Below are 13,130 nucleotides of genomic sequence, written 5' to 3'. Positions count from 1 at the left end.
CCTTGCGCAGCGGCTTTATTTTTTGTCTGAGAAGAACTTCACAAAGCGTTCACGCATTCTAAACTTGCAACTGACAGTGCTGGACCTTTAGCTGGCGGGCACGACAATGAAGACGACAGAAATTCAGAGGACGAGCCTGATGAAACCCCTTCTGCCCCAGATGCGCTTTACCGGAATTCACGCTTGGGCTGCGGCTTTGGGGATTTCGGCGACACTGGTTCTGGGCAGCAGCGATCCTGCCCGTGCCAATGAAGAGGGCGTCACGCGCAGCCACGGGTATTCCTATTTCGGAAATCTGGATTATCCGGCCGACTATCCGTACTTGAACTACGTCAACCCAGACGCACCAAAGGGCGGAGAGCTGTCTTTATCGGGCTCAGGTACGTTTGATTCCCTGAACCCTTATTCGCGCAAGGGGCGGGCAGGCGCTTTGACCACGCTTCAATATGACCCGCTGATCGAAAGTACCGCGGACAGTGTCGGGCAGTATTATGGGGTTATTGCGGAAAGTATGGAATATGACGAAGGGCGCAATTATGTGATCTTCAATCTGCGCCCCGAAGCTATGTTCTGGGATGGCACCCCGGTGACTGCCGAAGACGTCGTCTATAGTCATCGTTTGTTCATTGAGCAGGGTTTGCCGTCTTATGCGCAAGCCGTCGGGCGCATGGTTACAGGGGCTGAAGCTCTGGACGACCACACTGTAAAATTTACTTTTAGTCCGGATGTCACCCGGCGCGGGTTGATCGAAACCGTCGGGTCTACTCCGGTATTTTCAAAAGCCTGGTTCGAGGCTGATGAAAGCCGTCGCCTCGACGAACCCCGGTTGGAGGTCGCGGTTGGCTCTGGCCCTTACAAACTGGACAGCTACGACATCAATCGTCGGATCGTCTACAAGCGTCGCGACGATTATTGGGGCAAGGATCTGCCGATCAACATAGGCCGCAACAATTACGACACTATCCGGATCGAGTATTTCGCGGATCAAACCGCAGCCTTCGAAGGGTTCAAGGCGGGCGAATACACGATGCGTATCGAAAGTGACCCCAAGCTCTGGGCCTCTAGTTACGATTTCCCGAAACTCAGCGAAGGGTTTGTCGTGCAGGACGAGATCGTGGATGGTAGCCCACCGACGCCGTCGGGTTTCGTTTTCAATCTGGGCAAGCCTCAATTTGCCGACAAGAATGTGCGTAAAGCGCTGGCGCTGGCGTTCAATTTCGAATGGGCAAATGAATCGCTGATGTTCGGTCTGAACGCACCGCGCAGTTCATTTGTGCAGGGGACACATCTTGAAGCGACAGGCGTGCCGGAGGGTGCCGAACTGGCGTTTCTGGAAACGCTGGGTGACGTGGTTCCGGCCGAGGTGTTCAGCGAGCCTGCGCTTGTCGTCCACGAATCCAATCCAGCTCGGTTGAACGACCGTCGCAATTTGCGGCAAGCCTCGAAACTGCTGGACGAGGCTGGTTGGCCCGTCGGCGACGGCAATCTGCGCCGCAATGCCGATGGGCAGACGCTGAAGGTCAATATTCCGTATGCGTCGAGCATTCCAACCTCGACCGCCACCATGATCGAGACCTATGTGCAGAACCTGCAGTCGATCGGTGTGGATGCTTCGGCCGAGAAGGTAGATCCTTCTCAATTCACCCTGCGGCGGCGTGAGCGTGATTATGATATGGTATATTCGAACCGCTACGGCTCGTTCCTGTCGACCGGCGGGGGTCTCAGTCAGATGTACGGATCGGAAGAAGCCGCGTTTAGCTTGTTCAACCCTGCCGGTCTTGCCAGCCCACTTGTTGACGCTGTGATCGAAGCGTCATTCGACACCACAAATCAGGCGGAACAGGATGCTGCGCTGATGGCGTTGGATCGTGTCTTGCGTTATGAGTTCTTCGTCATTCCCGATGGGTATGTGGCGGATTACTGGACGGCTTATTACGACATGTACGAATACCCTGAAAACCTGCCTCCATTCTCGCTTGGGTATCTCGATCTGTGGTGGATCAACCCCGAGAAAGAGGCTGACCTGAAAGCCAAAGGCGCGCTGCGATAACATGGGCGCCTATATCCTAAGACGCCTGTTGCTGGTCATTCCGACCCTTCTGGGCATCATGATCGTCAACTTCACGCTGGTGCAGTTCGTGCCCGGTGGTCCCATTGAACAGATCATCGCGCAGATCGAAGGGCAGGGCGACGTCTTTGCTGGGTTCGCTGGTGGTGGCGATGCCGGAGCCGGGGCCGAGCCCGCAGGTGGTGCCTTTGATGACAAATACGTCGGTGCGCGTGGCCTTCCGCCCGAATTCATCGCTGAACTGGAAAAAGAGTTTGGCTTCGACAAACCGCCACTGGAACGCTTTCTAGGCATGATGGGCAACTACCTGACGCTGGATTTTGGCGAGAGCTATTTCCGCTCGATCAGTGTGATTGATCTGGTGCTGGAAAAGATGCCGGTGTCTATTTCGCTGGGTCTGTGGTCGACGCTGATCGCCTATCTGGTCTCGATCCCGCTAGGTATCCGCAAGGCGATCAAGGACGGGTCGAGCTTTGATACTTGGACCAGCGGTGCGATCATCGTGGCCTATGCTATCCCCGGTTTCCTGTTTGCCATTCTGCTGCTGGTGTTGTTCGCCGGTGGCTCTTACTGGCAGATTTTCCCGCTACGGGGTTTGACCTCGGACAATTGGGACAGCCTCAGCCTGTTTGGAAAGATTACTGACTATTTCTGGCACATCGCTTTGCCGATAATCGCGCTGACCATCTCGGCCTTTGCGACGCTGACGCTGCTGACCAAGAACTCGTTTCTGGATGAGATCAAGAAGCAGTACGTGATGACCGCTCGCGCCAAGGGTTTGAGTGAAAGCAAGGTGCTGTATGGTCATGTCTTCCGCAACGCGATGCTGATCGTGATTGCAGGTTTCCCTGCTGTATTCATTGGTGTGTTCTTCGGTGGATCGATCATCATCGAAACCATTTTCTCGCTCGATGGTCTTGGGCGTCTGGGCTTTGAGGCGGCAGTGGCGCGCGACTATCCGGTGATTTTTGGTACGCTTTTCATATTTGGCCTGATGGGGCTGGTCGTCGGCATTATCAGCGATCTGATGTATGTGCTCGTTGACCCGCGTATCGATTTCGAAAAGCGGGAGGGGTAAATGGCACTCTCCCCTCTCAATCAGCGCCGTTGGCGCAATTTCCGGCGCAATGGCAGGGCGTTCTGGTCGCTGATCATCTTCTCGGTGTTGTTCGGCCTATCGCTGTTTGCCGAGTTCATCGCCAACGACAAACCGATCCTGGTAAAGTACCGGGGTGAAATCTACACGCCTGTCTTCAACTTTTACGCTGAAACGGAATTCGGAGGCGATTTCCAGACCGAGGCGATCTATCGCGACCCCGAGGTCATGTGCCTGATCGATAGCGGCGGATTGGATCAGTGCTTCGACGACCCCGAAGGTATCATCGACGAAATCAAGGCGGGCACGTTCGAAGCGGATGGGTTTGAGCGAGGCTGGGCCATCTGGCCTCCAATCCCGTATTCCTTCAACACCAGCGTGGACCGCCCGGGCGCTGCACCGCTGCCGCCTAATGGTCAGAATCTGCTCGGCACTGACGACACCAAGCGAGATGTGCTAGCTCGTGTCATCTATGGCTTCCGCCTGTCGATCCTGTTCACTTTACTCGTCACCGGCGTGGCCAGTCTGATCGGCATTTTTGCTGGGGCCATTCAGGGGTTCTTTGGCGGTTGGCTGGATCTGATCTTCCAACGTATTATCGAGATCTGGTCGGCGACACCCTCGCTTTATGTCATTATCATCATGTTCGCGATTCTTGGGCGAAGTTTCTGGCTCTTGGTGATTCTGATGATCCTGTTCAGTTGGACCGGACTGGTGGGCGTCGTGCGCGCTGAATTCCTGCGGGCACGAAATTTGGAGTATGTCCGTGCCGCGCGGGCGCTGGGCGTGGGTAACATGACGATCATGTTTCGCCACATGCTGCCTAATGCGATGGTCGCCACGCTGACCTTCATGCCGTTCATCGTGACTGGAACCATCGGTGGGCTGGCTTCGCTGGACTTCCTTGGCTTCGGTTTGCCGTCTTCAGCCCCGTCGCTTGGAGAGTTGACTTTGCAGGCGAAACAGAACCTTCAGGCACCGTGGCTGGCCTTCACTGCCTTCTTCACCTTTGCCATCATGCTGTCGCTGTTGGTCTTCATTTTTGAAGGCGTCCGCGATGCGTTTGATCCCAGAAAGACCTTCTCATGAGCCTGTTGGATGTGAACAACCTCAAGGTCTCGTTCCGGCAGGACGGGCAGGTGAGTGCGGCAGTCAAAGGCGTGTCCTTTACCGTGGATCGGGGGGAGACGGTGGCACTGGTGGGCGAATCCGGTTCGGGCAAATCCGTGACGGCGTTGAGCACTGTGTCGCTGCTGGGTGATAGCGCAATTGTCGAAGGCTCAGTCACCTATGGCGGTCAAGAGATGATTGGCGCGTCCGAAGACAGGTTGATGGACGTGCGCGGCAACGACATTAGTTTCATCTTTCAGGAGCCGATGACCTCGCTCAATCCATTGCACACGATCCAGAAACAGATGGCGGAATCGCTGGCTCTGCATCAGGGCGTTACCGGCGATGAGGCGCGGGAACGGATTGTAGAACTGCTGACCAAGGTCGGCATCCGAGACCCCGAGGAACGGCTGGACAGCTATCCGCACCAGTTGTCCGGCGGGCAGCGTCAACGCGTGATGATCGCGATGGCGTTGGCGAACAAGCCGGACATTTTGATCGCGGATGAGCCGACAACGGCGCTGGACGTCACCATCCAGGCGCAGATTCTGGAGTTGCTGGCCGAACTGCAAAAGTCCGAGAACATGGGGATGTTGTTCATCACCCATGACCTTGGCATCGTCCGCCGCATCGCCGACCGGGTTTGCGTGATGAAGGACGGAGAAATCGTCGAAGCCGGAGTGACAACGGAGATTTTCGACAACCCGCAACACCCCTATACTCGCAAGCTTCTGGAGGCCGAGCCGTCCGGGCACCCCGACCCGGTGGCCCCGGATGCCGAAGAGGTAGCCCGCACCGATCACCTGAAAGTCTGGTTCCCGATCCAGCGCGGTTTCCTGAAACGGACCGTAGGCTATGTGAAGGCCGTCAACGACGCGACCCTCAGCGTCCGTGCCGGGGAAACGCTTGGGATCGTGGGGGAGAGCGGCTCGGGCAAGACGACGCTGGCGCTGGCGATCATGCGTCTGATCGCGTCCGAGGGCGGGATCACTTTCCGCGACCAGAATGTGCGCCGCTGGTCAACGCGCGAGTTGCGGCGATTGCGCAAGGACATGCAGATCGTATTTCAGGATCCGTTCGGCAGCCTCAGCCCGCGGATGACCTGCATGCAGATCATCGCCGAGGGGCTGGCCATCCATAAGGTCGATCCTCATCGCGCCCCGCGCGATCTGGTGGCTGAAGTGATGAACGAGGTCGGATTGGACCCCTCTGCGATGGACCGCTATCCGCATGAGTTTTCCGGCGGGCAACGCCAGCGGATCGCCATCGCCCGCGCCATGGTGTTGCGGCCCAAGCTGCTGGTTCTGGACGAGCCTACAAGTGCGCTGGACATGACCGTGCAGGTGCAGATCGTTGACCTGCTGCGTGACCTGCAAAGGAAATACGGGCTGGCCTATCTGTTCATCAGTCACGATCTGAAGGTCGTGCGCGCGATGTCCCACAACGTGATCGTCATGCGAAACGGCGATGTGGTCGAGATGGGCGCTGCCGAAGATTTGTTCGAACACGCCCAGACCGACTATACCCGCGAGCTGATCGCGGCGGCGGGCTGACACGCAGCCCGCGCCTTTGATGTCAGGCTATTTCCTTATTTTTGGCTGACGCGGGAACGGGGCCGCGTAGCTCTTCATAGTGATCGAATTGTAGTTTGACCCAACCGGTCCCGCGTGTAGCACTGGCAAGTGTGCGGTGCAGTTCATCCTCGGCCACGGCGGGGAGCGTCGCATTGAAGATTTCCCAGCCTGAGGCGTTGGGGTTGCCTTCAAACCCAAGAACCTGCCCCTGCAGCGAGCTGATCGTCGGGACAAGATCGCCGACGAAGGTTGAGGGCAGATGGATTTCGGCGTTCAGGATAGGTTGCAGGACGACGGGTTTCGCCTCGGGTAGCGCTTCGCGCACGGCATTCTTGCCAGCAGTGCGGAAAGCATAATCGGAACTGTCCACGTTATGGTGTTTGCCGTCTCTGAGTGTCACCTTGACGTCCACAACTGGGAAGCCTTCAGGCCCTTCGATCAATGCGTCTTTGGCCCCGTGTTCAACCGAAGGAATGTAATTCCGGGGTACGGCCCCACCTTTCACCACTTCCTCGAACTGGAACCCCGAGCCGCGCGGCAGCGGAGCGATGGATATGACCACATCGGCAAACTGCCCCGCACCGCCGGATTGCTTGCGGTGGCGATGGCGATGATCGACCTTTGTGCGAATGGTTTCGCGATAGGCGGTTCCGGCGGCCTCGGCCTCGATCTCGATGCCAAAATCCTCGGCGAGTTTGGCGGTCACGCGCCGCATATGCTGCGGACCTTGTGAGCCCAGAATGGAATGACCGCTCAGCTCGTCTTGCTCCAGATGCAGGCCGGGGTCGATCTCAACCAGCCGGGTCAACGCATTCGACAGGCGCACGTCGTCTCGCTCGTGCGCAGGCGATACGACCTGACGATGCGCGGCAGGATGGGATGAGGCCCATTCCGGCAACGGCGTTGCCGCCGCGCTGTCATAGATGAAGCCGGGATTAAGGTGGTCGGATTTGACAGCAAGGCCAATATGTCCGGCTTCAAGCGCGCTGATCTGGGTCTTGGCGTCCAAGGTTGTCAGATTTCCAACAGTTTCGCCGCCAAGGGATTCATGCGCTTTGACGCCGTCGCCCAGACCGCGCAAAACGGTGATCTTGCCGATATGCTTCTTCACATCCGCAAAGCCGGCAATGGCACGGGCGTTTTCTTCGGCCTCATCCCGGTCAGCTGCAATTTTGAATTCCGGTGCTTCATGACGCAGCGCTTTCATCAAGCGGGTCAGACCGTTGCCATGGCTCGCGGCACCTAGGCAGGCCGGGATAAGCTGATGGTTCTGCAAGACCTGTGCGGCCAGCTCGTAGACCTCGTCGCTTGGGGGCTGTTTGTCCTCAATCAGTTGCTCCAGCAGATTGTCATCGAAATCCGATAGGGTCTCCAACAACTCGGTGCGTGCTTCCTGTTCACGGTCTTCCGCTGATTGCGGTAGCTCGATCAGGGCCGAGGGCTGCCCCTCCTGATACTTCCAGGCGCGCTCCGAGATCAGATCGACTGCGCCGATAATGGTGTCTCCGTCCCGGATCGGCACTTGCCGCAGGGCGATGTGGTGGGTGCAATAGGTCTGCAGCGCAGCAACGATGTCGCGGATGCGGCCATTGGGGCTGTCCATGCGGTTGATGAACAAGAAGCAGGGAATGCCCGCCTCTTCGACCAACCTTAGATACGGGGCACACAGAACGGAGGCATCCGGATCGGGTGGGACAACCACAACTGCTGCGTCCGAGATCGCCATGGCCGGGCCGACATAGGCCAGCGCATCGCCGCCTCCGTCTACGTCCACCGCGCACCACGGTTCGTTTAAATAAGAAAAACCGTGCAGATGCACGGTTCCGGCAACATCGAATGTGGTGGGCCGCCCGTCGAGGCGGCTGATCGCTTCGACCAAGGTGGATTTGCCCGATTGGCTGGGGCCGAGGACGGTGAAAACGCGCATGAGTGCTGTCCCTCTTTCAGGTTGCAGTATGGCTGCACGAAAAGGGCTGTCGAACGCATGCGCGTCGGCAAGAACTGTCTGCGTTTGCCTGCCTCAGGCTGTGAAGAGGTGGGTCTCTCCACCCCTTGAGTGTGGAGAAAACCGAAGGCATGCGTCAAGCCCCCGTGCCGGTTTGTAAGGGAAGGTCGCGAAAAACGACCTGCCGAAGAGTGTTCAGATCGCGGAACTATGCCCAGCCTTACTCAGATCATACGTGTCAAAGCTGCGCGCGATCATGCGGGTCAGCGCACGTGCTTCGGGCGGTATGAACAATCCGTTTTCATCCACGCGTAGCAACCCGTCGAAGGCCGCGTTTGCCGTTGCGTACATTTGCTGCAGTTCCGCAGTTGAAATGTCATAATCGCGCAGAATCTCGGCCGAGTTGATCTGAAAATCGCACATCAATGCTTCGATCAGACGAGACCGTAGAACATCCTGATCTTTGAACAAATGCCCGCGCGACGTCGAGAACCGCCCTTCGCGTATGGCCTTCGTATGAGCCGAGGTTGCCGGTGCGTTTTGCGCATATCCTTCCGGAAAGCGTGAGATCGAGCTGGCACCCAAGCCAATCAGAATAGGAGCTTGATCGTCTGTATAGCCCTGGAAATTCCGTTTCAATCGACCAGCGCGCAGCGCATGGGTCAGCCCATCGTCCTGCGTTGCAAAGTGGTCGATCCCGATCTCGGCATAATTGTCCCATCGGAACAGTCGCCGGGCGGTTTCAAAAAGTTCCAGTCGCTGTTCCGGTGTGGGCAGGGCATCTGATGGAATCAACTGCTGGCGCTTGGCCATCCACGGCACATGCGCGTAGCCATAGAGTGCGACCCGGTCAGGGTTCAGCGACAACAGCTTTTGCACACTTTCGGTCATGCGTGCCTTGGTCTGGTGGGGCAGGCCATAAAGGATGTCCGCATTCAGGCTGGATATACCACGCGCGCGGATCATCTCGGCAGCTTCGCGGGTGGTGTCATAGCTTTGAATGCGACCGATGGTTTTCTGGATTTCGTCGTCAAAATCCTGAACGCCGATCGATGCGCGGTTCATCCCGGCTTCGGCCAGTGCATCCAGCCGGGATTCGTCGATCTCATTCGGATCGATCTCGACGGAAAACTCGGCGTCTGGGCCTAGAGGCACAATCTCAAGGATTCGCGCGGCCAGATCCCGCATCAGGTCTGCATTCAACAGCGTCGGCGTGCCGCCGCCCCAGTGCAGCCGCGACAATGTAACACCCTCTGGCAGGCGTGCCGCCAGCAAATCCAGCTCGGCCTTTAGCACGTCGACATAGGCGATGACCGGGTTATCAGTCTGGGTGCCTTGTGTCCGGCAGGCGCAAAACCAGCACAGCCGACGGCAGAAAGGTACGTGGATGTAAAGCGAGATTGAACTGCCCGGAGCAATCCCGGAAATCCAGTCGCTAAACAGATCGGCCCCAACGTCATTGCTGAAGTGGGGTGCGGTGGGATAGCTTGTGTAACGCGGTACTTTCGCGTCAAAAAGTCCAAGCCGTGCCAGTTGAGGTTTCAGTGTCATAAAGATATGACTATAGCTGGAGGGCCCAGGGTACTTTGACCGAAATCAAATGGAAGCGCGAATGACACTCAAGGCCCAATTCGACCACACCAATTGCGCAGAATGCCCGATCCGGCATCGTGCGGTGTGCGCGCATTGCGAAAAGGACGAGCTGGAAGAGCTTGAGAACATCAAGTACTACCGCAGCTTTGAGGCGGGGCAGACGATCATCTGGTCCGGCGATCCGATGAATTTTGTCGGCTCGGTCGTGTCGGGAATCGCGTCTTTGACACAGACGATGGAGGATGGGCGCAGGCAAATGGTCGGCCTGCTGCTGCCCAGCGATTTCGTGGGTCGCCCTGGACGAGACAACGCGCCATACGACGTGGTGGCGACCACCGATCTGATGATGTGTTGTTTCCGCAAAAAGCCGTTCGAGGACATGATGATCACGACGCCGCACATCTCGCAGCGCCTGCTGGAAATGACGTTGGACGAATTGGATGCGGCCCGTGAGTGGATGCTGGTGCTTGGACGCAAGACCGCGCGAGAAAAGATTGCCAGCCTGCTTTCGATCATCGCGCGCCGGGACGCATCGATTCATCAAGCCGGAATGGTAGCTCCGATTGTCTTTGACCTGCCACTGACGCGCGAGGCGATGGCCGACTATCTTGGGCTGACCCTGGAAACTGTCAGCCGGCAGATTTCCGCCTTGAAGAAAGATCAGGTCATTACTCTGGAAGGTAAACGCCATGTAACAATCCCCGATATGGGGCGCCTAATGGAAGAGGCGGGCGACGATACCGATGGCGGATTTCTGGTCTGATGCCTCAGCCCGCCGTCCCTGAACAATTGGGAGTCCCTTATGGAATTTAGCGGTTTACTCGCCATGCTGTTCATCGGCGCGATAGCTGGCTGGCTGTCGGGGAAAATCATGGAAGGGCGTGGGTTCGGCCTGATCGGGAATATTATAGTCGGGATTGTCGGTGCGTTTCTGGCGGGTACGATCTTTCCCGCCCTGGGCTTTGCGGTTGGCGGAGGGCTCATCTCTTCGATCTTCTTTGCCACTATCGGCGCGGTGATCCTGCTGTTCCTGATCGGCCTGATCCGCAAGACATAAAGCCGCACCAGAGACGGGCGGCTTTTGCGTTCGTTGGCGTCGTCAGTGCGCCAGAAACACGGGGATTTCTGATTGCTCCAGCATATTGCGGGTCGCACCGCCCAAAATGGCCTCGCGAAAGCGCGAATGGCCATAGGCCCCCATAACGATCATATCGGCCTCGGTATCGGCAGCGTGGCGATTGAGGATGTCCGAGACGCGCGTCATGGTCTTGCTGAGCACGTCGATTTCGCACTTCACCCCATGTCGCGCCAGCATCTGAGATAGCAGACCGCCCGGGTCCGATCGATCCGGCCCATGACGCGGTGGATCAATCACAACAATCCGTGTGAGTTCGGCCTGCTTCAAGAATGGCAACGCGCGACGGATGGCGCGCATCGCTTCGACGCTTTCGTTCCAGCCCACCATGACGGTTTTTGGGGCCGAAATCGGTTTGTTATCGTCGGGCACTAACAGCACCGGCGAATGGCCTTCGAACATGGCTGCCTCGACGATGGGTTCAGCTTCTGCGTCGCGGTCTTTTCCATAAGGTCGCGGCAATACCACGAGATCCGAAAAGCGCGCGCGACGTGCGACATGTCGCCCGAGATCAGCGATCTGAGCTACCCCGTTTTCAGCGGACCAGCGCACGCCCGACTTACCCAGATAATCCTGAGCGTAGGCGAGTATCTCGTCCGCCTCGGCATTGGCGCGGCTCAGGGTCTCCTGCAGGATCAAAGCGTTTGCACCGGCATAATAATAACCGGTCTGACTGCGATCGACGCCAAGACACAACGCTTCGACATGGGCGTCCTGCCCTTCTGCCAATGCCACCATTTGTGCCAGTGCGTTCTGAGAAAGCTTGGTTTCCGTCATGACCGTAAGAAGAGATTTAAATGCCATGTCGACCTCATGTTTCCGGCGCTGTCCGTTGCCAGCGCGTGTCTGTTTCTGCAAAATACCTCTCACAGAAAACAGGGGCTTGTCTTGATGCAGATCAAAGCGTCAAAGGCGACCTCGCTGCATTACAGCATGCAGTCAAAAAGGTTTCGCGTGACACGAAGAATCGCGCGAGGCATGGCAAAGGGACGCAATATGTCAAATTACATCAAGCTGATCGTGCTTGGGCTGGTGGTGTTGTTCGCAGCCATCGGCTCTAATTATGCACGGGATTTGGCGTATCAGGTGCACGCAATTCTGGTGATGTTGATCGCCGGCGGTCTGTTCATCTGGACGCTTAGAAACACGGAAGAGCCAGATATCCTCGTCGACCGCTCTGGTGAGTATATGGATGACGTGATCCGCTACGGCGTGATCGCAACCGCATTCTGGGGGGTAGTCGGGTTCCTGGCAGGGACTTTTATTGCGTTCCAGCTAGCCTTTCCGGCGCTGAACTTCGAATGGGCGCAGGGCTATCTTAATTTCGGGCGTCTGCGGCCTTTGCATACATCGGCGGTTATCTTTGCCTTTGGCGGTAACGCGTTGATCGCAACTTCGTTCTATGTCGTACAGCGCACCAGCGCTGCGCGACTTTGGGGTGGAAACCTGGCATGGTTCGTGTTCTGGGGCTATCAGCTGTTCATCGTGCTTGCGGCAACCGGTTATATACTTGGTGGAACGCAGTCGAAAGAATATGCCGAACCTGAATGGTACGTTGACCTGTGGCTGACCGTTGTCTGGGTTGCCTATCTGGCTGTTTATCTGGGCACGATCATCAAGCGGAAAGAGCCGCACATCTACGTGGCAAACTGGTTCTATCTGGCCTTTATCGTGACTGTCGCCATGCTGCACCTGGTCAACAACATGACCATCCCGGTCAGCATCTGGGGATCGAAATCGGTCATCGTCTGGTCTGGTGTTCAGGATGCCATGATCCAGTGGTGGTATGGCCACAACGCCGTGGGCTTCTTCCTGACTGCCGGTTTCCTGGGTATGATGTACTACTTCATCCCGAAACAGGCTGAGCGTCCAGTATTCAGCTACAAGCTGTCGATCATCCACTTCTGGGCGCTGATCTTCCTGTATATCTGGGCCGGCCCGCACCACCTGCACTATACCGCGCTGCCTGATTGGGCCTCGACCCTTGGCATGGTATTCTCGGTGATCCTATGGATGCCTTCGTGGGGTGGTATGATCAACGGTCTGATGACCCTGTCGGGTGCATGGGACAAACTACGCACTGACCCAGTGATCCGGATGATGGTGATTTCGGTCGGCTTTTACGGCATGTCCACGTTCGAGGGTCCGATGATGTCGATCCGCGCTGTGAACAGCCTCAGCCACTATACCGACTGGACTATCGGTCACGTACATTCGGGCGCGCTGGGCTGGAACGGTATGATCACCTTTGGTGCTCTTTACTTCCTAGTCCCTGTTCTGTGGAAGCGTGAGCGTCTGTACTCGCTGCAGCTGGTCAGCTGGCACTTTTGGCTCGCCACCATTGGCATCGTTCTCTACGCGGCGTCGATGTGGGTCACCGGTATCATGGAAGGCCTGATGTGGCGTGAAGTGGATGCCAATGGCTTCTTGGTGAATTCGTTCGCTGACACCGTTGCCGCGAAGTTCCCGATGTATGTGGTGCGTGCGCTGGGTGGCGTGATGTTCGTCGCTGGCTCGCTGATCATGTGCTACAACCTGTGGATGACTGTACGGAAAGCACCGGCCAAAGAGGCTAGCCTGACCGTCGCGGTCCCGGCTGAATAAGGAGG

The 13,130-nt window shown here is 57.2% G+C and carries 10 protein-coding genes; 7 read left to right on the top strand and 3 right to left on the bottom strand.

Annotation, left to right across the window (positions count from 1 at the left end; all coding sequences use genetic code 11):
- Positions 1 to 139 precede the first annotated feature (139 nt).
- The 4 genes from I5192_RS14165 to I5192_RS14150 are packed head-to-tail and all read left to right on the top strand — an operon-like array spanning position 140 to position 5,827.
- Positions 140 to 2,050: an extracellular solute-binding protein gene (locus I5192_RS14165; protein WP_170625814.1), complete on the top strand. Its 1,911-nt coding sequence runs from the start codon at positions 140 to 142 to the stop codon at positions 2,048 to 2,050.
- 1 nt (position 2,051) lies between these two features.
- The gene (locus I5192_RS14160) at positions 2,052 to 3,146 is read left to right on the top strand and encodes a microcin C ABC transporter permease YejB (RefSeq protein ID WP_170398655.1); all 1,095 of its coding nucleotides are present in this window, start codon (positions 2,052 to 2,054) and stop codon (positions 3,144 to 3,146) included.
- Positions 3,147 to 4,253, top strand: a complete 1,107-nt coding sequence (locus I5192_RS14155; protein ID WP_170398652.1) for an ABC transporter permease — start codon at positions 3,147 to 3,149, stop codon at positions 4,251 to 4,253.
- On the top strand, positions 4,250 to 5,827 hold the full coding sequence (locus tag I5192_RS14150; protein WP_170508809.1) for an ABC transporter ATP-binding protein: 1,578 nt from the start codon (positions 4,250 to 4,252) through the stop codon (positions 5,825 to 5,827). The genes I5192_RS14155 and I5192_RS14150 overlap by 4 nt, the downstream gene beginning before the upstream one ends.
- A 22-nt stretch (positions 5,828 to 5,849) precedes the next feature.
- On the opposite strand, the gene I5192_RS14145 is transcribed toward I5192_RS14150, so the two are convergent.
- Together I5192_RS14145 and hemN are read right to left on the bottom strand one after the other, a co-directional pair.
- Complete coding sequence (locus I5192_RS14145) at positions 5,850 to 7,775, bottom strand: elongation factor G (RefSeq protein WP_223117106.1); 1,926 nt, start codon at positions 7,773 to 7,775, stop codon at positions 5,850 to 5,852.
- A 213-nt stretch (positions 7,776 to 7,988) separates the two neighbouring features.
- Complete coding sequence (hemN, locus tag I5192_RS14140) at positions 7,989 to 9,344, bottom strand: oxygen-independent coproporphyrinogen III oxidase (protein ID WP_223117105.1); 1,356 nt, start codon at positions 9,342 to 9,344, stop codon at positions 7,989 to 7,991.
- Positions 9,345 to 9,405: 61 nt separating this feature from the next.
- Here hemN and fnrL point away from each other — a divergent pair, with 61 nt between their 5' ends.
- Together fnrL and I5192_RS14130 are read left to right on the top strand one after the other, a co-directional pair.
- Entirely contained in the window at positions 9,406 to 10,149 is a 744-nt protein-coding gene (gene fnrL, locus I5192_RS14135; RefSeq protein WP_170406526.1) for a transcriptional regulator FnrL, read from the top strand.
- Positions 10,150 to 10,188: 39 nt separating this feature from the next.
- Positions 10,189 to 10,443 carry a GlsB/YeaQ/YmgE family stress response membrane protein gene (locus I5192_RS14130; RefSeq protein WP_170398637.1) on the top strand — a complete coding sequence of 85 codons (255 nt, stop codon included), beginning with the start codon at positions 10,189 to 10,191 and terminating at the stop codon, positions 10,441 to 10,443.
- Between the two features lie 42 nt (positions 10,444 to 10,485).
- Here the strand turns inward: I5192_RS14130 and I5192_RS14125 are convergent, their stop codons facing one another.
- Positions 10,486 to 11,325 (bottom strand): universal stress protein, encoded by an 840-nt coding sequence (locus tag I5192_RS14125; protein WP_170398633.1) that lies wholly within the window; start codon positions 11,323 to 11,325, stop codon positions 10,486 to 10,488.
- A gap of 192 nt (positions 11,326 to 11,517) precedes the next feature.
- Between I5192_RS14125 and ccoN the strand changes: the two genes are divergently transcribed.
- Positions 11,518 to 13,125: a cytochrome-c oxidase, cbb3-type subunit I gene (gene ccoN, locus I5192_RS14120; RefSeq protein WP_170398630.1), complete on the top strand. Its 1,608-nt coding sequence runs from the start codon at positions 11,518 to 11,520 to the stop codon at positions 13,123 to 13,125.
- The last annotated feature ends 5 nt before the right edge of the window (positions 13,126 to 13,130 follow it).

It is taken from the genome of Ruegeria sp. SCSIO 43209, assembly GCF_019904295.1.
In the GTDB taxonomy this organism is placed as follows: Bacteria; Pseudomonadota; Alphaproteobacteria; order Rhodobacterales; family Rhodobacteraceae; genus Ruegeria.
This window is presented reverse-complemented; position numbering and strand designations above follow the sequence as displayed.